Source organism: Streptomyces sp. NPDC020898, assembly GCF_044333925.1.
Taxonomy (GTDB): Bacteria; Actinomycetota; Actinomycetes; order Streptomycetales; family Streptomycetaceae; genus Streptomyces.
Window position 1 is genome coordinate 1,600,382 of the sequence record NZ_JBIRRV010000001.1, and the last position, 24,362, is coordinate 1,624,743.

Below are 24,362 nucleotides of genomic sequence, written 5' to 3' on the forward strand. Positions count from 1 at the left end.
GGAAGCAACTCCATAATACCCTCTTCACCAGCACAAACGTACCCAAGCACCGCTCGAACCTCTAGTGGGCCGGCTGTACGAAGTCGACAGCCGGCCCATCACGCACACCTTCGCCCGAATCCTTTAAACCCTAGGAGTGCAGGACCAATGTCGTCTTCGTTCTCTCCGGTAATTGAAACAGTCATTGAGCAATCTTCCCGTGTCCTTAAAACCTATGCCGTAGACCCCGGCCTCGTCGCCGAGCACGCCAATGGAGAGCGTCGCATCACCCAGGGCGGATACGGTGATCGCCAACTCTTCGAACTCGTCCAGAACGCGGCCGACGAAATCGCCGCCGAACCCGGCGGAAGGGTCCACGTCGTCCTCTCAGAAACCCATCTGTACTGCGCGAACGAGGGAAGTCCTGTCACTCCTGAGGGTGCGGAGACCATTCTTCGAATGAGTATGTCGAAAAAGCGTGGGGGGCAGATCGGAAGGTTCGGCGTGGGCGTGAAATCTGTCCTCGTGGTGACCGACGCGCCAGAATTCTTCAGCAGCACCGGAAGTTTCGGATTCGACCGCGCCTGGTCGTACGAGCAAATCAAGAACGTGCCCGGCGTGACCGCTCGATACGGTCCGGAATTCGACGCCCCCGTGCTGCGGATGGCCCGTCCTCTGGACGTGCAGGCCGAGCGCGCCGCCGACCCCGTCCTGCACGAGCTGCTGACCTGGGCAACCACTGTCGTACGCCTGCCCCTGCTGAAGAAGGCGGACCGCCGGCTCGGCCTGGACATGCACGGCGGGCGGGCCAAGGAGCACGGCGAGTCCCGCGACGAGTTCCCCGTGGGCTTCCAGCTCTTCTCACCGCACGTCGCGAAGGTCGTCCTCGAAGATCGTCGTCACCTCCCTCCGGCTCGCCGGATCCTGACCACGAGGCAGACCGGCGACCTGCACACCGTGACGGAGGAAAGGACCGGGAAGGCCAACACCATCCGCTGGCGGGTGTTCACCAGCACCCACACACCCGGTCCGGCGGCCCAGGCGGACGCGGGCGAACTCCACGACCGCCTCTCGCTCGACCTCTCCTGGGGTGTCCCCGCTCTGCGGAAGGACCCGGAGACCGGGCTGTACGTCAACTCGCAGATTCGTGGCCGTGGCAGGTTCTGGTCCTTTTTTCCGACCAAATACGAAATGTCGTTGAGCGGCATCCTCAACGGAGCGTGGAAGACCAACGAGGACCGGCAGAACCTGCTCGACTCCTCACCCTTCAACCAGGAGATGATCAAGGTGTCGGCGGCGTTGGTCGTCGACTCACTTCCCGCGCTTGCTCCCGCCGCGGACCCTGCCGCCTATCTCCCCCTGCTTCCCGGACGAGTCAAGGAGGCGATCAGCTGGGCGGACGAGTTCTTGACCCGGGAGATCTGGGCTCGCGCCGCGACTCGTCCGTCGCTGCCCGACCAGGACGGTGTGCTGCGCGCCCCTGCCGAACTGCGCGTCCACCCCCGGTTCGACAAGAAGGACCTGAAGAGGTTGGCCGGTTGGCTGCGGATGTGGCACGAGTGCCCCGGTCGCCCCTCGAACTGGCTGCACCCGAGCGTCGAAACCGACTCCCTGCGTTCCGGAAAGGTCGAGCACATCCTCGACGCTGCCAGGCACGAGCGAGCGGATGTTCGTGCATGGCTGGAAGCTTTGGTCGAGAGCGGCAGCGCCGAGGCCTCGGCCGTGGCGATCCGGATCCTCGCCAACATGATCGAGGTTGGTTCACCGTACGCGGAGGAGGCCCGCAGGGCGCACATCGTGCTCACCGAGGAACACGGGCTGGTTCCGCCGGTACGCGGTCAGGTGTTTCGCCGTGCGGAAGAAGGTGGGCTGCGCGAGTCCACGGTGTATGTGGTCGACGCACTCGCTCAGGACCCGTCGTTGGCCCATGCCCTCGACGTTCTCGGAATCCGCGAGGCCGACGTCGAAGGGCGCTTCGTCAGCGTCCTCGACCAGGGCTTCGACGGCTACGGGGAAGCTGAGTGGCAGCGATTCTGGGAGCTGTTCCGTCGGGCCGGAATCCGGCAGTTGGCGCTCAAGGTCCTGGAGCGGATCGCCACGCCCGGCTCGACGCTGCGCGTGCGGACCGCCGACGGAAGGTTCCGCCCAATGGAGAACTGCATGCTTCCGGGCACGGTGGTCGACGCGCGACGTGACCCGACCGTTGCCGTCGACATGGCGTTCCACTCCGACGATGTCTCCTTCTTCGCCCAGGTAGGACTGCGGGAACGGCCCACCTCGGGAGTACGGCCGACGGAGGACGAGGCCTGGTTCGAGGAGTACCGGGAAGCTGTCCACTCCGCCTACTTGCGCGGCCTGGACAGCCACGCGCCTCGCCCTTCGCTGAGCCGGATGAAGGTCGAGGGAGCCGCCATCGGGGGCCCGCTCCACCTGTTCCGCGCACTCTCCGACGAGTCCCGTGCCGCCTTCCTCAAAGCACTTCCCGACGATGCCGTGGTCGACAACTGGACGCGTCAGATCGGCGCGCAGAGCAGTACCCGACAGGCTGTGATCTCACCGATCCGCTGGATGTTGCGTAAGTACGGCACGGTCGCCACCTCTCAGGGAATCAAACCGCTGAAGGAAGCCGTCGGACCCCAGCTCGCTGCCTATCGCGACGTACTGCCGGTCGCCGACCTGTCGGCCGAGAAGGCCCGCAAGCTGCGGCTTCCGACCACGGTCGACGAAGTTCCCGCAGACCGCTGGGAGGCGCTCCTCGACGAGGTGTCCCGCAGCGAGGACGACTCCTTCGTCGGCGCGACCTACGTGATGCTGACCCGGTTCGGCGCGGACTTCCCCGAGGACTCCCTCACCCGCTGCCGGATCGGCGACACCTGGGGAACCCGTCCCGACGACGAGATCACGCTCGCCGTCGGGACCGCCGAGTATCGGGTGCTCCGCGCCGAGCAGCTCCCGGCGCTGCTCGTGTCGACCGTCGGGGACGCCGAGCTGATGGTCGAGAAGTGGGGCATGCTCCGCTTCGCAGACGTGATCAGCCGGGAGACCCGTGAGGTGGTCGAAGGCGATCCGATGCCGCTGGTGGAGCTGTATCCCGGCCTGCGCCGACACCTCAACAGCTCCAACCGGAACAGCCTGGTGCAGATGTGCACCGAGCTGGAGGAGGTCACCCGCACGCCCAGCGGCACACGGGCCTCTCAGCTTGACGCCGTCCGCCAGGACGGCACCGTCAAGGTTCGCGTGCCTCTCGATCCCGAACCGATGCTCCGTCTGATCGACCGCGAACTCGGGTTGGGTCTAGGCGCGTCCGGCTGCCGGGCCGTGCTCGAACACCAGGACCGGATGGCCCGGGACAGTGCGATGCAGGCGGCCCGGAAGGCCGTACGCGAGACGGAGGACGTGGTCACCAAGATCGAGCTGTTGGTCGGGGCGGAAGCGCTCCGGATCGGCCTCCCCGAAGGGTTGATGGAGGCAGAACTGCTGGCGGCCGACGACGTCCAGCCATCGGGGCGGCGGATCGCACAGATGGCTTTCAACGCCCATGGCGACGGTGTTCTCCATCAGCACGCTCGTGACATCCAGGCGCGATTCCCTGAGGCTCCGGTGTCCTACAGCGGGTCATCGTCAGCCGTCGCCTTCGTGTCGGACCTGAAACTCCCGGTGTCCTTCGCAGGCTCGCGGACCCCGACCCCGCCGCCGTTCGAGACCGTCGAGGGCCCTCGGGACTTCCCGAGCCTCCACGGATACCAGGAGGATCTGGTCCGCAACATCACCACGATGCTCGACCGCCTCGCTCCCCAGCGCGGCATGTTGTCGCTGCCGACCGGCGCGGGCAAGACCCGGGTCACCGCCGAAGCTGTGATCCGCTGGGTCAAGCGCGTCGGCGACCTGAACGGGCCGCTGCTGTGGATCGCGCAGACCGAGGAACTGTGCGAACAGGCCGTGCAGAGCTGGAAGTTCGTCTGGAGCAAGGTCGGTGCGGAGCGTCCACTGACCATCAGTCGGCTCTGGAGCGGCAACGAGGTCGGGAACGTCGTCGACCACCCCCACCTGGTGGTCGCCACCGACGCCAAGTTGGAGCGCTGCCTGGACACAGAGCAGTACGTGTGGCTGCGTCAGGCCGCGCTGGTGATCGTGGACGAGGCCCATACCGCCATCTCCAAGCGGTACACCGAGATCCTGAGCCGGTTGGGACTCACCCAGTACGAGACCGGTCGGCACCTGCTAGGTCTGACTGCCACGCCCTTCCGCAACACCAACGAGGAGGAGACCCGCCGTCTGGTGGGGCGCTTCGGGAACCGGCGGCTCGACGAGGGTGTCTTCCCGTCCGGTGATCCGTACCGGGATCTCCAGGAATGGGGGATGCTCGCGCAGGTGGAGCACCGCACCCTGGAAGGGGGGCGGATCGAACTGACCCGTGACGAGAAAGTTCAGGCCGAGCGGATGTCGATGCTTTCCCGTGCCGCCGAACAGCGGCTCGCCGACGACCACGCGCGCAGCAGGCGCATCGTCGACTCGGTGGCCGAGCTGCCCGACGACTGGCCGACGCTGCTCTTCGCCACCTCCGTCGACCATGCCAAATACCTGGCGGCCATGCTCAACGACCGGGGGATCCGGTCAGCCGCCGTGGACGCGACGACCAGCGCGCAGGACCGTCGTACGCGCATCGAGAAGTTCCGCGACGGACGTATCCGGGTGCTCACCAACTACGGCGTGCTCGCCCAGGGATTCGACGCTCCGGCCACCCGTGCCGTGGTCGTGGCACGGCCCGTCTACAGCACCAACGTCTACCAGCAGATGATCGGTCGTGGTCTGCGCGGTCCGCTCAACGGCGGCGAGCCCACCTGCCTGATCCTCAACGTCAGCGACAACATCGCGAACTTCGACACCCGACTCGCCTTCACCCAGTTCGAACATCTCTGGAGCAGAAAGTGACCGACGCCTACCTCGACAGCCCGCCGCTCACCGATGAGCAGCGGGCAGTGGTCGAGCAGCCCTGGGACGCGCGTGTCCTGGTCACCGCGGGCGCCGGGGCGGGAAAGACGCACACGTTGGTGCGCCGACTCGACGCCCTGATCGGTCACGACGACCCCGACGAGGCGCTGGAGGCCGCCGAGATCCTGGTACTCACCTTCTCCCGGGCCGCCGCCCGCGAGTTGCGCGAGCGCATCGCCCGGCATGGGGAGCGAGCCCACCGGGTGCGTGCCCAGACCTTCGACGCCTGGGCGTACGGGGTGCTCCTCCAGGCACACCCGGATGGCCAATGGGGTGCGGTCGGCTTCGACGAGCGGATCGACGCCGCGACCCGGGCGATCGAGGAGGGAGCACTGGAGGCCGGTGATGCCGTCCCGCCCGCTCATGTCGTGATCGACGAGGTACAGGATCTCGTAGGCGGGCGCCGAGAACTGGTGGAGACGCTGCTAGACCGGTACCAGGACAGTTGTGGCTTCACCGTCGTCGGCGACGCCGCCCAGTCCGTCTACGGGTTCCAGATCGAGGACTTGACCGAACGCGCCGACGAAGCCGGGCGGTTCTTCGACTGGCTGCGCTTCTCGTACCCCGACGACCTCGTGGAGCTGCACCTCACGCGGAACTTCCGGGCGGTCACCCCTGAGGCCCAGATCGCGTTGGCGCACGGCCCCCGGCTCCAGCAGGTCACCGACTCGGACGAGGCGGCGACTCGCTACGACGAACTACGCGAACTGCTCCTGGACCCGGCGAACAGCTTGGGTGACCTCACCGATCCATTCACTTTGGACGGGTTGCGGACCTTTCCCGACACCTGTGCGATCCTCGCCCGCGACAACCGGCAGGCCCTGGTGGTATCCGGCCTGCTTCACGAGCAGGGCGTCGAGCATCGGCTGCGGCGCCCTCTCGAAGAGCGGCCGGTGCCGTACTGGGTAGCCGAGCTGTTGCGCCGCACAGAGGCGACCGGCCTTACCGAGGACCGGTTCCGCTCGCTGCTGGCGGAGATCCCTCTGCCGTACGAACCGAACGTGACCGGCTTGTGGACCGTGCTGCGGCGTGCGGCGCGCACGGCCGGCCGCGGTGTGCTCGATCTGGAGCGGCTGCGTCGCTCGGTCGCCGACGGCAGGTTCCCAGACGAGGCCGCCGACCCGGAAACCGCACGCATCGTCGTCTCCACCGTGCACCGGGCCAAGGGCCTTGAGTTCGACCGGGTGATCGTTCTGACCCCACCGACTGTCGCCGAACTGCGCAACCAGTACAAGGACGAGTTGGACTTCCCTGCCGAGGCCCGAGCCTTGTACGTGGCGATGACTCGCGCCCGCGAGGACCTGTACCACGCGCAGTACCCCGAGTTGCCGATACTCAAGAGAGCGGGCGGCCGAAAGAACGGCCGCCGCTACGTCGGCGGATGGCGGTCGTACGACCGATACGGCGTCGTGGCCGAAGCGGGGGATATCTGCCGGGACAACCCGCCCGGCCACGAGACCGACGCCGTGGCGACCCAGGCGTACCTTTTGGCGCAGGTCGAACCCGGGCAGGACGTCGTGCTGCGCAAGCGCCACGATCTACCGATGGGTGAGCACCAGAGCCCGCCGTACGCTCTGGTGCACGAAGGCCGGGAGATCGGTGAGGCGTCGGAGCGGTTCCGGGAGGAGCTGTTCCAGGTGCAGAAAGTGAACAGGACGTGGGACCCCTGGTGGCCCGACGAGATCCACGGGACATGGGTCGACACCCTGGAGACGGTGACAGGCAGCGCCGCCGCCGGCGCCAACGCAGGGCTCGGAGACCGTGGGGTGTGGATCGCCCCCCGGATCACCGGCATCGGAAGGTATCGGCGGGCCGACAACGACGAGGAGCAGCGCGCATGACGCAGGTTGCAGGTCGGCACTCGGAGCACTATCGGGTCCGGGACGAGGAGCTGTTGGTAGGACTCCGCCGCGAGGTTCTCGGTCCCCCTCCAGGGGCCGCGCCGAAGGATCGGGACGAAGTCCTCACCCAGGACGCGCCGATCGACCGCTACCTGACCGGCGTCCTCTACCCCCGGGCGGCCAACCCGACCGCGGAGCAGCGGATCCGTGAGGACGATGCCGAGTACGAAGGCGTGGATGTCGCACCGCTGCGCGTGGGTGACACTGTCGAGGAGTCCGGTACCGCGCAGGAAGTCGGCGCTGCGGGCTCTCGCCGTCCCTCGTCGATGGGCCTCACCTTCGCGGTCGACCCGGCCATAAGCGACTCGATCGTGGTCTCGGCGCGTGCGGCCGTCTACGAGCCAACCGATCCGGAAGGCAAGCCGATCCCGGCCCGTCGTGCCGAGGCTCGCACCACCTCCGACCAGCGGGAGCGCTGGCGACGCAAGGAACTCGCGCTTCCGGACACCCGTGTCGACGTGACCACGCCCGCTCCCGACAAGCGGGTCGACCTCGGAGCGGGGGCCGCCCTGCGCGTCAACATTCGCCGCCCCCACCCGACCACCGGTACCGTCACGATCACGGTCACACTCGTCAACACCCACGAGGTCGGCGAGCGCGAACTCCAGGACGCTTTCTCTCTGTTCCAGTGCGGTCTCACCATCCGCGCGGTCGGCGGCTCCACCGCCTTCGTCGAGCGCGCCGCCCCTGCCTCCTCCCATGACCCAGAGGTCGCCACCAGTAGGCTGCTGCACCGCCACGCCCCGACCTTCGCCGTCGGCCACGGCTGCGCCGCCGAATGGAACTGGACTCCCCCGCCGGTCGGCATGACCGACACCGTACGGGCCGCGGTCGCCGAGGTGCGGAGCGAGTTCGTGCCTTCCGTGGAAGTACTGCTCACCGACTCCAATCCGGAGATCGACAGCCCGGCGCTGTCCATGCTGGGGCTGGCGGAGAAGTCCGATACCGGGGTCCTGGCTGCTCTGGAAGATCTCGTCACGGGCTACGAGCGCTGGATCGACCGCAAGGCGGCCGAGGCAGAAGCCTTGACGGGCGACACCCACGAGGAGCCCGCGCGGAACCAGGTGGAGGCCTGCCGCGAGGCGCTGGACCGGATTCGCGAGGGCATCGAGCTGCTACGCACGAAGCCCGACCTGATGAGGGCGTTTCGGCTCGCCAACCACGCCATGGCTGACCAGCGCGCCCGCAGTGCCTGGGTCAAGGGCGGACGCGTCGGCGTCCCCGACCCGGCCGCCGGCCGCTGGCGCCCCTTCCAGATCGCGTTCGTGCTCCTCTGCCTGGCCGGCATCGACGATCCCGACCACCGCGACCGGGAGATCTCCGATCTGCTGTGGTTCCCCACAGGTGGTGGCAAGACAGAGGCCTATCTCGGACTCATCGCCCTCACATCGTTCCTGCGTCGTATCCGCAAGGGTAGGGACGGCGGTGGAGTGACCGTCCTCATGCGCTACACGCTGCGGCTGCTCACTCTCCAACAGTTCGAGCGCGCGGCGATTCTGCTCTGCGCCATGGAGCACTTGCGGCGCCTCACACCCGAGTTGGGACATGAGGAGTTCTCCATCGGCATGTGGGTGGGGCGCTCGGCCACCCCCAACACACTGGCCGTAGCGAGCCAGAAGTTGGACGAGCTACGCAAGAGCCTCGACAAGCGCCTCGCCACCGAGAACCCCGTCCAGTTGCAGGCCTGTCCCTGGTGCGGAACCCGCCTAGACGCACGAGACTACGAAGCCGACGTCGATGCCCAGCGGATGCACGTCCGCTGTCCCAGCACGGACTGCGAGTTCGCGCACGGCCTGCCCGTCCACCTGATCGACGAGGCGGTGTACGACGCCCGGCCCACCCTGGTGATCGCCACCGTCGACAAGTTCGCGTCGATGCCGTGGCGTCCGGAGACCTCGGCGCTCTTCAACCGCGACGACCGGGAGGGCAACACTCCTCCCCCGGAACTGATCATTCAGGACGAACTCCACTTGATCTCAGGCCCGTTGGGCACCCTGACGGGCCTCTACGAGACCGCCGTGGACGCATTGGCTGGGCACCCCAAGGTGATCGCCTCCACAGCGACCATCCGTCGCGCCGCCGACCAGAGCCATCATCTCTTCGCACGCGGCGTTCGCCAGTTTCCGCCCGCAGGCCTGGACGCCCGCGACTCGTGGTTCGCCGTGGAAACCCCGCGCGAGGAGAAGGCGAGCCGACGCTACGTCGGCCTGTTGGCACCCGGCACCAGCCAGTCCACCCTGCTGATCCGCACATACGCCACCCTGCTGCACCGGGCCAAGCACGCGGAGACCACCGACGAGGTGCGCGACGCGTACTGGAGTCTCGTCGGCTACTTCAACAGCCTCCGGCTGCTCTCCGCGGCCGAACTCCAGGTCCACGACGACGTGGTGGCCTATCTGGAGCTGCTCGCCGAGCGCGAGGGGGTGACCGCCCGCTCGGTCGCCAACTACTCGGAGTTGACGAGTCGTGTCGACGCCAGCGAGATCCCTACCCGGCTCAAGGGCATCGAGAAGAGGCTCCCCGACGAGGACACGGTGGATGTCCTCCTGGCCACCAACATGATCGCGGTGGGGGTGGACGTGGACCGCCTCGGTCTCATGGCCGTGATGGGCCAGCCGCAGACGACCGCCGAGTACATCCAGGCGACGAGCCGTGTCGGCCGTGCGCACCCCGGCTTGGTCGCGGTGATGCTCAACTCGACCCGGTCTCGAGACCGCTCCCACTATGAGAGCTTCCAGCACTTCCACTCGGCCCTCTACCGTGAAGTCGAATCCACCTCCGTGACCCCGTTCTCCGCCCGGGCCCGTGAACGAGGTCTGCACGCGGTGATCGTCGCTCTCGCCCGCATCCTGATCCCGGCCGCCTACTCCAACAAGGGCGCCGACAAGGTCGACTCCTACGAGCACATTCTCCGGGGCCGTATCAAGTCCGTGCTCCTGGAGCGCGTCGAAGCAGTCACACCGGAGGAGTTCGACGCCGCGTCCCATGCCTTCGACGAGTTCGTCGAGTGGTGGTGCAAGGAGGCCAGTAACGACACCGGCCTGCTCTTCGCACCAGAACGGGGCAGTCGCGCCCCTTCACTCCTGAAGGCGTACGACGACCAGTCCGAGGACGCCGAGGCGTGGGCCACGCTGTGGAGCCTGCGCGACGTCGACGCCGAGTCCGCCCTGTTCATGGAGGGAACCCGATGACCCCGCCCCCCGCCCGTCGTCGCCGGACCGGCGCGAAGGGTTCCACGCCCGCTCACAACCTCCCGCGGCGCGGTACCGTCCGCCGCGCGCAGGCGATCACCACGTACGGCATCGGCTCCCTCATCGCCGTCGACCAAGAGTCCTTCGTCGTCTCCGGCCTGGACGAGGCAGAGCAGAGTTGGAGCGTCCACGAGTCCCCTCGGATCCACGAACGGCGCCTGGCCCGTCTGCTGGACGTCAACTACTTCCGGCTGCCGCCCGCGTCCGACGACAACAGCCGGGACGGCCTCAGGGTCCGACGTTTCCCCCTGATGCACTCCTGCCCCGAGTGCACCGAACTGCAGCGACACCGCGACTTCAACCCGCCGGCCGGTCGCAGCGTCTGCAGCACGTGCGAAGTCGATCTCGTCCCCTCCCGCTTCGTCATCGCCTGCGAGGCCGGGCACCTCGGCGAATTCCCGTACTGGCAGTGGGTGCACCGTTCTACCGACCGCGGTGCCTCTACGACCGGGCAATGCGGAGGGAAACTCAAACTGCGCACGTCCGGGCGTACGTCCTCGCTCCGTTCGATCCTCGTCTCCTGCACCTGTGGACAGGCTCCCGAAGTCTCGATGGAGGGCTCCTTCCGCAGGAACGCGCTCAAGGATCTGGGCCTGACGTGCCGCGGCCCCCGCCCGTGGCTCGGCACGTCCGTCCCCGCTCAGGAGTGCGGGCTCCCCGTGCGCACGCTCCAGCGCGGTTCTTCGGCGGTGTGGCAGCCGGTGCTGAAGTCGGCGCTCTCCATCCCGCCGTGGAGCGACGGCCGCGCGGATCCGCTCGCCGAACACTGGGACGCGCTTCGCAAGCGTGAGGACGACCGCAAACGCGTAGAGGACTATCTCGATGGCGCTTTCGCTGGGAGGTGTCCTGTTCCCCTTGACGAGGTGATGGCGCTGCTCGCTGCGGAGCGCGAGGAGGACCCCGACGGCGAAGGGGGTCCCACCTTCGACCACCGTTACCACGCCCTGCGCAACAAGGAGTACGAGCGTCTCCGCTCGGGCAACGACGAGAGCGAACACTCCCACAAGGAGCAGTTCGTCTGCGAGACCCCGTTGGGGGACCCGAGCGTCCTCGGTCCGCTCGGTGTCACTGGCCCGATGCTGGTCAAGAAGCTCCGCGAGGTACGCGCACTGAAAGCGTTCACCCGGCTTGCCGACCCCGATTCGACGACCGAGTCGAAAGAAATGCCGCTCTCCAACTCTCCTTTGCCCTGGCTTCCGGCCATGGAGGTACGCGGCGAAGGTGTCTTCCTCCGCTTGGACGAGGACTGCCTCGGTACCTGGGAGAAAGCCACGGCAGTGGCCGCCCGGATCGAGCGAATGCGCAGCGCTCACCAACGGGTGCTGGAACAGCGAGCCGGCGACCCGAACCGAGTCGTCCCCTCTCCGGCCACCCCTCGCATGGTGCTGCTGCACACCCTCGCCCACGTCCTCATCAACGAGTGGAGCCTGAACGCGGGCTACCCGGCCGCCTCCCTGCGCGAGCGTCTGTACGCCACCGACGACATGGCAGGGGTGCTCATCTACACCGCGACGAGCGACTCGGCGGGCAGCCTCGGCGGGCTCGTAGCCCAGGGTGAACCAGACCTCCTCGACCGGGCGATCCGTTCGGCCGTCCACCGCGCAGAGTGGTGCTCCTCAGACCCGCTCTGCGTCGAGTCCGAGGCGTCGGGCACCGGCGGTACCAACCTCGCGGCCTGTCACGCCTGCGTGATGCTCCCGGAGACGAGCTGCGAGCACAACAACATCCTGTTGGACCGCGCGTTGCTCGTCGGCACTCCTGAAGAGCCGCACGTGGGCTTCTTCGCGAACGTACTGGAGGAGTGATACCCGGCAGGCCGCGGGACGCCAGGACAGATCGGCGCCTTACACCACCCGTGTCTCAGCAGGTTCGGGGACTATATCGACAGCTGACAGCTTCGATGCCAGCCTCCGCGCTTCAGAGCTGAGGACAGCTTCTGTCCGGTGCAACGACGCCCTCACTCAGCTCACCACGCTCATAGCTGACTGGCTGTCAAAGCGCTGCTGAGCCCTGTCCAGGATCTCTTCCTCGTCGCAGCCGTGCGCCCGAAGCCAGTGAAGGAAGTCCGTGATTACATCGATCACCGCTGCCTCAGCCAAGGCCGTGCTCAGCCGACTCGGCTTGGAGTCGCCCGCCTGCTTCACCCCTGTGTAGAGACCCAACAGGGCTTCAGCCCGCGACACACCGGGTGCTGCGACATGGCCGTTTGGCGTGGCCAGGGCTGTGGCCAGCTCGCACCACGTCACCTTCTGGTCAGCCAGGAGTTGAACACCCCAGCGGTCAGCCATGGACGTGATCAGCTCCATGCCCCGCCCTGTTTCGGAGTTGGCGTCCTCGCTGAGGAGCGTGGGCAGAGCGCGGGTGTCGGGGTCATGGACCTCGATCCGAAGACGCGTGCCCTTCATCGAGACAGCAAGGGTGGTGGGCGTACCGGGACCAACATGGGTGATCACGTTGGAGACTAGCTCGCTGACGCAGAGTTGGGCCGCGTCGACGACCTCGTCCAGGCCCCAGAGCCCCAAGTGGACCCGTACTACCCGCCGTAGACCTGCCACTTCCTCGGGCTCCGCCAGAAAGTGAAGGTCCCACGGCTTTCGTGACATACACGCTTCCTGGATCACGAAGACCTCTCTCGTCGCATGCCGTCTCCCCCGACCCAGCTTGATCAGCGGAGCGCTACACGCACTCACAGTGAGTCGCGCCACTGGAAGGAAGGCCTGAGCGCATCCCTTCATGCAATGTGCACGGCGGGATTCCCACTTCCGAGTGATTGGCAGGCGGCCCTCTTGGCGCAAGACTGAACGCCCGCTATCCGAAAGAGGGTTGAAGTGGCCGGTTCACCGACGGCACGCCGTCGTCGTCTCTCGATCGAGCTGAAGAAGCTCCGCGAGAGGAGCGCGTTCACCTGCGCCCAGGTCGGCGAGGCGCTGGACTGGAGCGGCTCCAAGGTCAACCGGATGGAGACGGGCAGCGGCAGGGTCCAGCCGTCCGACATCGATGCCCTGTGCCGGTTCTACGGCACCAGCGACGAGCTGCGCGAATTCCTCAAGGCGCTGGCCCGACAGGCCAAGACGCGCGGTTGGTGGCAAGTGCACGGCGCCGGCGTCCCGGAGTGGTTCAACATCTACATCGGTCTGGAACAGGACGCCTCGACGCTCCGCCAGTACCAGTGCGAACTGCTGCCGGGCTTGATGCAGATCACTCCCTACACGGCCGAACTCCACAAGACCGGCGCACACATGTCCGCCGAGGACATCGATCGTGCGGTGCGTGTACGCATGGAGCGCCAAGCCATGCTGACGCAGCCCGGCGCCCCGGACGCGTGGTTCATCGTGAACGAGGGCGCTCTGCGCAATGTCATCGGCGATCGAGCGTTGATGCGCGAGCAGCTCGAACGCATCCTGGACGTCATGGAGTTGCCGAGCGTGACCTTGCAGGTGCTCGCCTTCGACTCAGGCACCTACCCTGTAACCGGCTCGTTCACGATGCTCGGCTTCCCTGATCAGGCGGACCCGGACATCGTGTACCGGGACGGCATCACCGATGCCGTCTACCTTGAGGGCGAGCATCATGTCCGTGAGTACACCCGGGCCTTCGACGGGCTCAGGGCTGCTGCCTTGAGCCCTCAACGTTCCGGTCAGCTGATCAAGTCCGTTCTGAAGGAATACGCAAGATGAGCATTGCGGGATCCGGGGTCGACGACCTCCCGACGTGGTTCACGTCGTCGTACAGCAACGGCGCGGGGGGCGAGTGCGTCGAGTGTGCACGCACTGGCGACGGCGCCCTTGTGCGCGACTCCAAGAGTGGCGGAGGGCCTGTGATCGCCGTTCGAAGTCAGGGCTGGGAGACCTTCGTACGCGCGCTGCTCCAAGGCAATTTGGCGAGCTGACCACGGAGGCTCGTACGTCAACGGCGCTGCGCAGCAACCACGCCCGCGTGATTCGTATGTCCCACACCGGAAGGCGGCCCGCTGTGCCCGCGCCAACCCTGCTCGCCGTCTTCGCCCACCCAGACGACGAGTCCCTGTCAGCAGGCGGCACCCTCGCCCGACACGCAACCTCCGGCGCCCGCACCGCAGTTGTCACGGCAACCTGGGCCCCAGACACCCAGCGCGCCAGCGAACTCACCGAAGCCCTCCGCATCCTCGGCGCCGGCGCGCCGCGGATGCTCGGCTACGCAGACGCCCGTGTGCCGCAATCGGCCCCGGGCAGGCGGCGGTTCCTCGACGCGCCCTTCGACGAAGCGGTAGGTCAACTGGTCGCACACATCCGGGAGTTGCGCCCGGAGATCGTGGTAACCCATGATGCGTACGGCGGGCTGACCGGCCACGAAGACCACGTCCACACGCACCGGGTGACCCTGCTCGCAACACAGGCGGCCGGGCTTGAACGGCTCTACCCGGACGCCGGTGAGCCCTGGCAGCCGAGCGCCCTGTACCTGGCCACGCACCCCCACTCGGCCATCCCGGTATGGGGAGGACACCTGGCCTCCATGGGCAAGACGATGCGCAGCGTCCCGGACAAGCTGGTCACCGCGACCGTCGATGTCAGCCCCTGGCTGGAACAGAAAGTCGCCGCCGTACTGGCCCACCACACCGAAGTGGAGCGGGGAGCCGCACCGGGGCTGATCGCCGGCCTGTCCGCCTCCGAACGGGAAGGGCTGCTCTCCACCGAGTGGTACATCCGCCACAACCTCGTCTCCACGGTGGCAGCGCAGACAGAGCTCATGGGCTGAGCGTGGCAGCCGACAGCACCGGGAAACGGACGACCAGCGCCGAGGACAGATGTGGGGTGCGTTCCAGGTATGAACTGGGCTCCGCGCTCACGCCCCGTGCTTGGACCACCAGTCGGTGAACGGCTCCGCGTGTGCGAGTGCCGTGTCGCGGTAACGGGTGAACTCGGCTGCTCTGCTGGGCGGTCGGACTTCCGAGCCCAGAAACTTTCCTCCGCCGCCGTAGCCCATATGACCAAACTTGATATGCTCTGATCAAAAAATAAGGGGGAGAATCATGCGCAAGATACTCAGCAGCACTGGTGTTGCAGCTGGAGCGGCAGCACTTCTCATGACTGCGACGGGAACCGCGACGGCTGCTCCGGTGAGCTGGAGCATGCCAGGCGGACAGGGCAGCACCTACGGCAGCGTCCAGTTCAACAACCGCTCTGTTGGCGTTACAGGCGAGGTCCAGTCGCATATCAGCGGCTGTATCCAGACCGTGTTCCAGACTTACCCGGGTGATGCCTTCGAGACGCGCACCACTTGTGACTACAGCACAAGAGGGTTCAACTTCACGATGAGCACGGATTTTCCAGGAGGGGCATCCTGGGTCCGGGTCACCCTCGTCCACATCAACCCCAACGAGACGGTCGAGTGGCTCGGGTCGAGGACAATGGACAGGCCCTGATCTCTCCGCGCCCTCCCGACCAGCGTTCTCCCCGCTCGGCTCTTCCGTTCAGAAGAGCCACACCCATCTCAGGATGCTCGGCCGCAAGCCGGACGTGCGATGCATCAGCGGGCTGCTCAGCAACCGCGCCGGTACACGTCTCCCACGTGAGTCCTCCGACCCGATGCCGAAGTCCGTGAAGACCGATGTCGTCAGGGCAGTGCACAACACGCGCCAGGCCGGGGCGCCCCGGATTCCGTCGATCCAGCGCCCCGACCTCAGGTCAGGCAGTGCTCCCACCGCAACAGAGGCTTCTCCCCGGTCCAAGCCGAGTGGCCTTCAGCGGTGACTTTCTCGCCGCCGATCCAGTAAGTGTGAGCGCGCTCGGTGATGTGGACCCGCACCGTGCTGATGTCGGGTCGGCCCGCGTCCTGCCAGTCCCTGAGCGCCTCCTCGATGTCGTCCCAGATCGCAACCGGACCTCCCTGTCGAACCGTCCACCCCGAGGCCTCCTCCGTGAACGCCGCGAAGGATTCCCGCTCGGGATCGAAGAGGTACAGCAGTTGAGCGCCACCACTGCTCGTGGCCCGGACGAACTGCGCTCCCGGCGCCGCGAGTTGGGCAAGAAAGGCCGGCATCCACTCGTCCAGCAGGCGCGGCGGAACCTTCGTAGGGCGTTCGGTGTCCGGGTATGCCGTACGGGCCGACAGGTCCCCCGCCAGCGGTGTGGTGGCCTGTGAGCGGGCCTGCATGAAGGATGAGCGGCCGATGATGCGTCCCGTCGCCGAGCCGTCCTCGTTCACGGTGACCTTGGCCAGGCCGGTGCCGTAGGGCCACGATCCGACCGTGGCGAGGATGATTCCGCCGGGCTTGGTCTGGCGGACCCAGGTGTAGGGGATGCGGCGTACGGCGCAGGTCGCGATGATCCGGTCGTACGGAGCACGGGCCGGGTGGCCGAGAAGGCCGTCGCCGGTCACCGTCCAGGTGGAGTAGCCGGCCTCTTCGAGGGCCGCGTCCGCGCGGGCGGCGACCTGCGGGTCGACCTCGACCGTGGTGACGTTGTCCTCGCCGAGGCGGTGGCACATCAGGGCAGTGGAGTAGCCGGTGCCGGTGCCGATTTCCAGGACCAGGTGGCCGTCGTGCACGTTCAGGTCCTCAAGCATGCCGACCACGGTCACGGGGGTGGTGGAGGAGGACGTGGGGACCCCGGTGACGGGCCCGGCTGCTTGGTCGGCGGTCAGGTGGCCGTCGAGTTGGGTGGCGAGCGACTGATCGTCGTAGGCGATCTCCAGCCACTCCTTCGGGTCCGCGCCGAGTGCGGTCACCGGGCGCCAGTGCCCGGCCTCGGACGGCAGGAACACCCCCGGGTTGAGGAACAGTTCACGTGGGACGGCTTCGACCGCGGCTCGCCATTCCGGGCTCTTGAGAGCCCCGGCCGTCTCCAGGCGATCGGCGAGCGTCCGTCGTTGCGGCGCGTTATGGGGCAAGGACATCGACGTCTCCTTGAACGAGCAGATCGGCGAACGCGGCTGCCATTTCCAGCCCTGTTCTCTCCTCCAGCCATCCCCACTGGCCGTTGGGGTTCAGCTCCAGCCAGTGGAGTTCGCCGGCGTGGTCGACGGCGAGATCGAAGGAGCCTGAGGCGAGTCCGAAGTGATCGAGGTAGGCGAACAGGCTTTTCTCCAGGCGGTCCGGCAGGTCCACCACGCTGTAGGTGAGCGCACTGTAGTCCCGGCGCCAGTCCAGGAGGTCGGAGTCGATCCGGACGGCGAACACGCGCCGTCCGACGATCAGCACCCGCAGGTCCGCTGTCTTGTCCACGCGTGCCTGGAACAGGTGCGGGGTGACTCTGAGGGTGTCGTCCAACTCGTCGGCCTGGACCGGCTCCGCCCATGAGGTGAGGCCGACGCTGTCTCGTTGGTACGGGGTCCATCGCAGCGTCTTGCAGATCACCTGGTGGTGGTCCCGGATGAAACGGCGCGCTTCGTCCGGGTCGTTCGTCACGAGTGTCGGCGGCACCGTGAGGCCCGTCCGGTGGGCGAGTGCGAGTTGCGCGGGTTTGTAGTCGGCGGCGGCGTTCCTGAGCGGGTGGTTGACCCACAGGCAGTTTCGTAAGGCGTAGAGGGTGCCGCCGAGTCCGTAGCGAACCTGGGCGGCTGCCCACCCCGCGTCGGCATCCGGAAGATGCCCGAACCCGGGCCAGACGGGCCGCCGCCAGTACACGGCTCGTACGCGCTCAAGGTCTGCGGTCCTCGACGAGGTGCGGAGTTGCCCGGTCATCGAGGTCGAGCCGACGCCGAACCGTGCCGAGATCGTCAGGTCCGTGCCGATGTCTGCCGCGTTGAAACGAACCACGGGCACACCCTGGCGGTTGAGGTGAGTGATCACCATGTCGGCGGTGACATCGGCCGCCTCGGTGACCACCAGTACGGGCTCTTCCTCTGCCATGGTCGTCAGTCCTGCTGACTGTCCTGGTCGTGGCCCTGGTCGGGCTGCGAGTCGAGGTTGGTGGCGGTGGACGTGGCCGTGGCGGAACTGGTGCCGTGCTTGCCCATCTCCACGACCTGTCCGAAGCAGTCGCGGAACACACCGGTCTGTGTGGTGGGATCGATGGTGACGGTGGTGAACGGCAGCTTCAACGTTGTCGGATACAGGGCCAAGCGGCCAACACCCCACGGGCGGGCAGGGCGGAGCTGATCGGCAGTGGGGTGGACGGTCATGGTTTCTCCTTCAGCCAGCCGCTCAGCAACAGCGTTGACCAGTAGTGACAGGTGGGTTGTGTCGCGCTCTGTCTCCGAGGCGAACCGGGGCGCGTACTCCGCCGGCCGTTCCCCGATCCACGCCGCTGTCTCCGTCGAGGCTCCCCGGACTGTCCGGAGTCACGCGAGACCCGCATCGTCATCACGGACCGGTCGGCGGAGAGCTCCGCGTCTGTTCGCTCGCTCATGACTCGTGCGCCTCTGTGTGATGGCGACGCAGCTTCACGTTCGTGTCGGATACGGCGCTGAAGTCGCCTCTGGATCGCGCGTTCCCGCGGGCCACCGTCAGCGACAGGTCGGAGCAGCCGGGCCTGGGTGACGGTTCGCGCGGCAGCTCGGAAAGCTGCCTCCCTGTCCTGGACTTGGCTTCAGGATCCGAAGTTCTCTCTTCGCTCTCCATTGCACCATCTTCGACGGGCTGAAGAAGCGTCTCTAGCCTGTTTCCTGTTCCCGCAAGAAGTCGTCACGGATACCGTCGACCAGACTCCGCATGTCATCACCGGACAGCGCCACCTGTACGAATCCGTCGAATTTTTCGACGTAGATTCCTACATCCTTGGGGTCCGTTACGACTACTTCAGCATGGACCGTTTCTATCGTGACCATGCTGTCGTCTCGGATGACGAACGCGTGATTCGCGATGTCGTGCTGCTGAATCCGTAGAGGGACCACGCGTATGTCCACATGAGGGAGCCGTGACATGGAAACGATGCGATCGAGTTGTGCGGCCATCATCTGGGGTGGGACGATTCGCCACCGCAGGACGGGTTCCGTGATGACGAACCGCAGCGACTTGGAGTTGTCGTAGAGGACCGCTTGACGTTCAAGCCTTCCGTTGATCGTCCGCGTGAGAGCGTCTTCGCTCAGGTCATGGCGACGGAGAACGGCCCGAATGTACTCCGGCGTCTGGAGCAGACCGGGTACCAGTGCCGGTTGGAACAACCTCAGCATCGCCATCTGAGCCTCAAGGGCCTTGGCCGCCTGCTGGCCTTTATGGACGCCGATCCGCTTCAGGAGGCGCCAGGCGGTTGCTTCCGTTGCTGACGCTCGCGCGGCCTCTGTGTACTCCGCTTTGACCTCGGCAGAGACACCGAGGGCGGTCAGGATGCGCTCAACGTCCGTCGCGCTGGCTGCGAGCCTTGCATTTTCGATCTTCGACAACTTGGACGGAGACATGAGGGCGCTGCGGGCCACTGCTTTGGCTTCCCTACCGGACGCCACTCGCAGGGCCCGCAGCGCGGATCCAAGCTGTGCTCTGTTCACGTCCCGTACTTGGCCCACCAATCCGTGAACGGCTCGGCGTGTGCGAGTGCCGTGTCACGGTGGCGGATGAACTCGGCTGTTCTTTCCGGCGACAGGACTTCCGAGCCCACGAACTTTCCGGCTCCGTCGTAGTTCATCAGAGCTACGGACTCGGAATCGAAGGACCAGAAGTCCGGCACGTTCTCTAGGGGGTTGGGCCTTTCGGTCGTGTCGAGGATGAAGAACTCCTCGCCCCCAGACATGTTCTTCTGGTATCCCCACCCGAGTTCGAACCTGAGGTAGTCCGTCAACGGGCGCGACAGAACGTGTACCCGATAGATCCGCTTCCCCTTTTCGGTGTGGGAGCGGAGTTCCTCGACCCAGCCCGCGTTGTAGTCGTCCGGCTGTGGCTCTCCGGCCAGGAACGCGTGATAGGCCTCCACGTTCCCGGACTTGCTGTAGTCGTCGAGGGTTTCCAGACGGAATGCCTCCCGGCCGAACGTGTCGAAGAGGTCCCCGAGAGTCCTAGATGAGGTTGTCACGGATGGCCTTCTGAATCAGTTCCACCGGGATCTCGACGAGGGTTTCGTGAGCGGGAATCTGAAGCCCGTGGTCGGTCGGCGTCTCTCCCTGCACCAACAGGGTGCCGCGATCCGTGGCGTAGATCGTCGGGCAGTCCTTGAGGTCGCACGTGCTGACCAGCTTGGTGACCTTCAACATCCGGGTTCCCCTCTGCATGCCGCTGCCGATTCTCCGCGTTGACTCGATGCTCCCGATGTCGAGGCACACGGGTCAAGCGATCACGCTTGACGGAACGGGAAACCGCGTAACCCGCCCTACGTCGGCGCCTGCGGCTCGGGTGCCTTCCACGACCGCCCCCTCTGCGGCCCCGGCCGCCGCCTCGAATCCCTCGTACCCAGGTCCGTACGCGCGTCCAGAGGTGCGAGCGGTCTCCCCGGGGATGGATCACTGGGTGTAGTGAAACCCCAACCCGGCTGCCGACACTCCGGTGTTCCGCACCCGGTGAGCGGACCTCGCAGCCCGCCTGCGCATCGTCCGGCCGCTCTGCCCCGACCACCGCACCGGCACCCATCCAAAGGCGGTCTCGGACCGGGCGGTGTGGTGGTGCACGCCCAGGGCCCCTGCGAACGAACCGGTGTGCTGACGGCCGCCCCGCGGATCCGTACGGGCTCAGGACATGCTGCCCCGGCACACCGTCCCCACGGCCGGGGTGCGGCCCGTGCGGAGGTATGTGTCGACCGCCTCCACGACGCAGCGGTTATGCGGGTATGTGCCGTGGCCCTCCTCCTCGGCCGTCAGGAGCACGCCGACACCGTCGCCCAGGGCGCGGGCCATGTGGCGGGCGCCGGGATATGGGGTAATCGGGTCGCCGGTGCCGCCGACCACCAGGACGGGGGCCGCGCCGTCGGCGTTCACCTGGGGCGTGGCGCGTTCGCCGTCGAACGGCCAGTCGTAACAGAGGTAGACGCCGGTGGACCGGGCCGCGCCGAAGACGGGTGAGGCGGCTTTGATGCGGGCCTCGTCCCTGTCGAGGCGTTCGAAGCCAGGGCGCAGGCTGGAGTCCGCGCAGGTGATCGCGACCAGGGCGACGTGGCTGTTGTCGCGCGGGGTCGGCGCGTGGTCGGCGGAGCCGAAGTCGTCCGCGCCCTTGCTCAGCGGACCGGCGTCGTTGTGGTCGATCAGCGCGGTGAGGGCCTTGGCGAGCGGCGACCAGCCGTCCGTGCCGAGGCGGAGATGGTCGCTGACGGCGTGCGCGAGGTCGTCGGCGTCGAGGTTCCTTCCGCCGCCGGCCGGGGCTGGCTTCTTCTCCAGGCGATCGGCCAGGCGCGCCATGCGTCGCGCGGTCTCCTCGGGCCCATCGCCGGTCGGGCAGCGGCGGATACGGGCCGCGCAGTGCGCAGCGAACCGGTCGAACGCCGCCTGGACCGCTTTGACCTGCGACACCCGCTTCTCGTTGAGGTCCTCGGTCGGATCGACGGGCGCTTCGAGGACGAGCCGTCCGACGTGCGACGGGTACAGGTGGGCGTAGACCGCGCCGAGCTCCGTTCCGTACGAGACGCCGAAGTAGTGCAGCCGCTCGTCTCCGAGGAGGTAGCGCATCAGATCGAGGTCGCGCGCGGTGTGCGAGGTGCCGATGTACGGGAGGAGCGCCCCGGAGTACTTGGCGCAGGCGTCGGTCCCGTAGTAGCCGGTGTCGTCCGCGGTCTCGCCGCAGCGCACGGGGATGGTCGCGCCAACGCCGCGCGGGTCGAAGGAGACCAGGTCGTAGCGGTCGAGGAGCGGCTTGTACTCGTTGAGGAATTCAGGCAATCCGCTCACGCCGGATACGCCGGGGCCGCCGAAGTTGAGGACGAGCGAGCCGATGCGCCGGGCGTTCGGGCCGGTGGCCTTACGGCGGATCAGGGCGACGTCGATCGTCCTGCCGTCTGGTTTCCGGTAGTCGAGGGGGGTCTTCATGGTGGCGCAGTCGTAGCCCGTGCGCGCGGTGGGTGGCGAGGTGCAGCGGGACCAGCGGAGGTGCTGGCCGGTGGTGAACGCGGTGGGCAGACCGGCGGGCGGGTTGCTCGCGGTGAACTCCGTACGCGGCTCCGCAGTCCGGCCGGGAGCGTCGCGCTGCAGCCAGGCGCCGACGGCCCCGGTCGCGGCGAGGACGACCCCGGCGATAATCAGCGCACCGGCCGAGAGGCCCGGTCTGCGGCTTCGTATCGGATGTGCGTCACTCATCGAAATCCCCGTGCTCCCGCCCCTGGACGCCCGTTCCCCCGCGCCCGCTTGCCCGTGTCCGTGATCGTCCGATCGTCGAATGAGTGCAGAGTACAAGCCGTCTCTGACAACAGCTCAGCTCCTGGCGTCGCGGATCCCCAACCCGGTGAACGTATGCGGTCACAGCACGAGGCCACCGCACCCCGGTTCCGGTCATCCGTCGGCCGGCAACCACACGCAGGAAGAGGGCCGTATCGCTCCTGGGAGCCGTACTCCTCCGGTGTGCGGCAAGGCCCTGGGGTTGCGGGTCGGGACCGTTGGAGGAAGCTGGAAGTACGGGGACGTACGTATGAGGAAGTGGGGGAAATTCCCGGAGGTCCCATATGACCACGCTGCGATTGGCCACGTTCAATGTGGAGAACCTCTTCGCGCGCTGGCGCTTCGAGAAAGACCTGAATCCCGCGGATGCCAATACGCGGGGCTGGATAGTCGATCAGACCAAATTCGTCGAACTGGGCCAGGACGACAAGGCCATCACCGGAGCCACGTTGCGCAAGATCGGCGCGGACGTACTCGCACTCCAGGAAGTGGAGAACGTCGATACGCTCAAGCGCTTCCGTGCCCGCTCGCTCGGCGGGCGCTCGAAGTATCCGTACGTCGCCGGGGTGGACGGAAACGACCCGCGGCTGATCGACGTAGCCGTACTCTCCAAGTTCCCGATCACCCACATTCGCTCTCACCAGCACCTCCTGGACCCTGCCAGCCCTACGGCGACGCTGTTCTCGCGGGACTGTCTCGAAGTCGACATAGAGGTCGGGGCGGGGGCTGCGAAGAAGACGGTGACGATCTACGTCAACCACTTCAAGTCGATGATGGGGGGCCGGAGTCAGACCCGCGCGAGGCGGGAACGGCAGACCGCAAAAGTTGTGGAGATCGTCACCGAGCGCTTCGGTTCCTCCCCGGGCGACCATCCGTTCGTGGTTCTGGGAGATCTCAACGACTACATGGAGACGAACGCGGACGGAAGCCCAGGCATAGGCGGTCTGGTCGACTGGGACCAGGTGGAGAACGTCGTGAACCGACTGCCCGCGGATGAGCGCTGGACCCACTTCTGGGCCAAGGAAAAGGAATACCGGCAGCTGGACTACCTGCTGCCGTCGGCCTCGCTCGCCGCCTCGACCGTCGCGGTCCCCGAGATCTTCCGCCAGGGACTGCCACTACGGGCGATCAAATACACGGGACCACGTCTCATAGGCGTGGGACCGGACAAGCCCAAGGCTTCCGACCACTGTCCGGTCATCTTCGAGCTCGAGATCCCGTGAGTGAGGTACCCCTTCAATCAGCGGCGCCGGAGATCGCCGAGGCATCGTCCCGACGCATCGCCGCCGCCTCCCGCCTCTCCGAACTCCACCGCCGCCACGCGAGCGCGAACCCCACCCCCGCCATCAGCGCCGGGACGGCCAACTCCGTTGCCAGGGACGCCAACCAGCCCGGGTTCATCTGGCGCGTCAGACCGCTGGTGTACTGGCAGGTCGCCTGCGGTGGGAGAAAGCTGTACTCCAGCGTCCTCGGCGGCTGGGTTCCCCAGTCCGCGCCCGCCGAGCAGGCCGACGACGGGCCCGCGAGCAGCTTCCAGCCGGCCAGCGCGTAGATCATCAGGAAGGCGGAGCCGGTCACGAAGAAGGCCGCCCCCGTGCGGCGCAGCTTCGCGGCCCTGGTCCTCGGTACGACCAGACCGCTGCCGAGCGGTGGCTCGAACCACTCCGCGATCAGGGCCGCGAACAGGCATACGACCAGGGCGATCATGCTGAGCCAGAGGAACGTACCGAGCACCCACCCGCCGCCGATGGAGGTGACGTCCCCGTTCTCGAACTCGCAGACGGTGGCCGGAGGAAAGGGCTGATCCCGTACGTTCCGCAGTTCGCCCGGCCCCGTCACCAGCCCGTGCATGCACTGCTCGTCGAATTCCGTCATGCCGAACGCGGCCAGCGCCGAGCCGACCATCACAGCACCGAAGGAGAGCCCGACCGTGGCCCACAGGCCTCCCGTCCGGTAGCCGCCGTACGTGCGCGTTTTTGACATTCGCGCACAGTAGCCGGGCTCGGGGTCGTCAGGGACCTCTCAGGAACGGCGG

General features: G+C 67.0%; 18 protein-coding genes. 9 read left to right on the forward strand and 9 right to left on the reverse strand.

Annotated features, from left to right (window positions below):
* Positions 1-147 precede the first annotated feature (147 nt).
* The 4 genes from ACH4TV_RS06995 to drmB are packed head-to-tail and all read left to right on the forward strand — an operon-like array spanning position 148 to position 11,928.
* Positions 148-4,911, forward strand: coding sequence for a DEAD/DEAH box helicase (locus ACH4TV_RS06995; RefSeq protein WP_398394957.1), 4,764 nt, complete (start codon positions 148-150; stop codon positions 4,909-4,911).
* On the forward strand, positions 4,908-6,812 hold the full coding sequence (locus tag ACH4TV_RS07000; RefSeq protein WP_398394959.1) for a UvrD-helicase domain-containing protein: 1,905 nt from the start codon (positions 4,908-4,910) through the stop codon (positions 6,810-6,812). The genes ACH4TV_RS06995 and ACH4TV_RS07000 overlap by 4 nt, the downstream gene beginning before the upstream one ends.
* Positions 6,809-10,063 (forward strand): helicase-related protein, encoded by a 3,255-nt coding sequence (locus ACH4TV_RS07005; RefSeq protein ID WP_398394961.1) that lies wholly within the window; start codon positions 6,809-6,811, stop codon positions 10,061-10,063. Before ACH4TV_RS07000 ends, ACH4TV_RS07005 begins: the two co-directional genes overlap by 4 nt.
* Positions 10,060-11,928 (forward strand): DrmB family protein, encoded by a 1,869-nt coding sequence (gene drmB, locus ACH4TV_RS07010; RefSeq protein WP_398394963.1) that lies wholly within the window; start codon positions 10,060-10,062, stop codon positions 11,926-11,928. The genes ACH4TV_RS07005 and drmB overlap by 4 nt, the downstream gene beginning before the upstream one ends.
* Before the next feature lie 156 nt (positions 11,929-12,084).
* On the opposite strand, the gene ACH4TV_RS07015 is transcribed toward drmB, so the two are convergent.
* Entirely contained in the window at positions 12,085-12,726 is a 642-nt protein-coding gene (locus ACH4TV_RS07015; RefSeq protein ID WP_398394965.1) for an ATP-binding protein, read from the reverse strand.
* A gap of 225 nt (positions 12,727-12,951) precedes the next feature.
* On the opposite strand from ACH4TV_RS07015, the gene ACH4TV_RS07020 reads away from it, so the two are divergent.
* The 4 genes from ACH4TV_RS07020 (at position 12,952) to ACH4TV_RS07035 (ending at position 15,524) form a co-directional block, all read left to right on the forward strand.
* Complete coding sequence (locus ACH4TV_RS07020; RefSeq protein ID WP_398394967.1) at positions 12,952-13,800, forward strand: helix-turn-helix domain-containing protein; 849 nt, start codon at positions 12,952-12,954, stop codon at positions 13,798-13,800.
* The gene (locus tag ACH4TV_RS07025; protein ID WP_398394969.1) at positions 13,797-14,012 is read left to right on the forward strand and encodes a DUF397 domain-containing protein; all 216 of its coding nucleotides are present in this window, start codon (positions 13,797-13,799) and stop codon (positions 14,010-14,012) included. The genes ACH4TV_RS07020 and ACH4TV_RS07025 overlap by 4 nt, the downstream gene beginning before the upstream one ends.
* 83 nt (positions 14,013-14,095) lie before the next feature.
* On the forward strand, positions 14,096-14,857 hold the full coding sequence (locus ACH4TV_RS07030; protein WP_398394971.1) for a PIG-L deacetylase family protein: 762 nt from the start codon (positions 14,096-14,098) through the stop codon (positions 14,855-14,857).
* 274 nt (positions 14,858-15,131) lie between these two features.
* Entirely contained in the window at positions 15,132-15,524 is a 393-nt protein-coding gene (locus ACH4TV_RS07035) for a hypothetical protein (RefSeq protein ID WP_398394973.1), read from the forward strand.
* A gap of 257 nt (positions 15,525-15,781) precedes the next feature.
* Here ACH4TV_RS07035 and tgmC read toward each other — a convergent pair whose 3' ends face one another.
* The 7 genes from tgmC to ACH4TV_RS07070 all read right to left on the reverse strand — a co-directional run bounded on the left by tgmC (position 15,782) and on the right by ACH4TV_RS07070 (position 22,249).
* Positions 15,782-16,996, reverse strand: a complete 1,215-nt coding sequence (tgmC, locus tag ACH4TV_RS07040) for an ATP-grasp peptide maturase system methyltransferase (protein ID WP_398394975.1) — start codon at positions 16,994-16,996, stop codon at positions 15,782-15,784.
* Complete coding sequence (gene tgmB / locus ACH4TV_RS07045) at positions 16,980-17,951, reverse strand: ATP-grasp ribosomal peptide maturase (RefSeq protein ID WP_398394977.1); 972 nt, start codon at positions 17,949-17,951, stop codon at positions 16,980-16,982. Before tgmB ends, tgmC begins: the two co-directional genes overlap by 17 nt.
* Positions 17,952-17,956: 5 nt before the next feature.
* A complete protein-coding gene (tgmA, locus tag ACH4TV_RS07050; RefSeq protein WP_398394978.1) occupies positions 17,957-18,223 on the reverse strand; it encodes a putative ATP-grasp-modified RiPP in 267 nt (88 codons plus the stop codon).
* Positions 18,224-18,694: 471 nt separating this feature from the next.
* Entirely contained in the window at positions 18,695-19,525 is an 831-nt protein-coding gene (locus tag ACH4TV_RS07055; protein ID WP_398394980.1) for a helix-turn-helix domain-containing protein, read from the reverse strand.
* Entirely contained in the window at positions 19,522-20,046 is a 525-nt protein-coding gene (locus tag ACH4TV_RS07060) for a DUF6879 family protein (RefSeq protein WP_398394982.1), read from the reverse strand. The genes ACH4TV_RS07055 and ACH4TV_RS07060 overlap by 4 nt, the downstream gene beginning before the upstream one ends.
* A complete protein-coding gene (locus ACH4TV_RS07065; RefSeq protein ID WP_318322292.1) occupies positions 20,030-20,221 on the reverse strand; it encodes a hypothetical protein in 192 nt (63 codons plus the stop codon). The genes ACH4TV_RS07060 and ACH4TV_RS07065 overlap by 17 nt, the downstream gene beginning before the upstream one ends.
* 474 nt (positions 20,222-20,695) lie before the next feature.
* Complete coding sequence (locus tag ACH4TV_RS07070) at positions 20,696-22,249, reverse strand: alpha/beta hydrolase (protein ID WP_398394984.1); 1,554 nt, start codon at positions 22,247-22,249, stop codon at positions 20,696-20,698.
* 362 nt (positions 22,250-22,611) lie between these two features.
* Between ACH4TV_RS07070 and ACH4TV_RS07075 the strand changes: the two genes are divergently transcribed.
* On the forward strand, positions 22,612-23,550 hold the full coding sequence (locus tag ACH4TV_RS07075; protein ID WP_398394986.1) for an endonuclease/exonuclease/phosphatase family protein: 939 nt from the start codon (positions 22,612-22,614) through the stop codon (positions 23,548-23,550).
* Positions 23,551-23,563: 13 nt separating this feature from the next.
* Here the strand turns inward: ACH4TV_RS07075 and ACH4TV_RS07080 are convergent, their stop codons facing one another.
* Complete coding sequence (locus ACH4TV_RS07080; protein ID WP_398394988.1) at positions 23,564-24,310, reverse strand: hypothetical protein; 747 nt, start codon at positions 24,308-24,310, stop codon at positions 23,564-23,566.
* Positions 24,311-24,362: the final 52 nt, after the last annotated feature.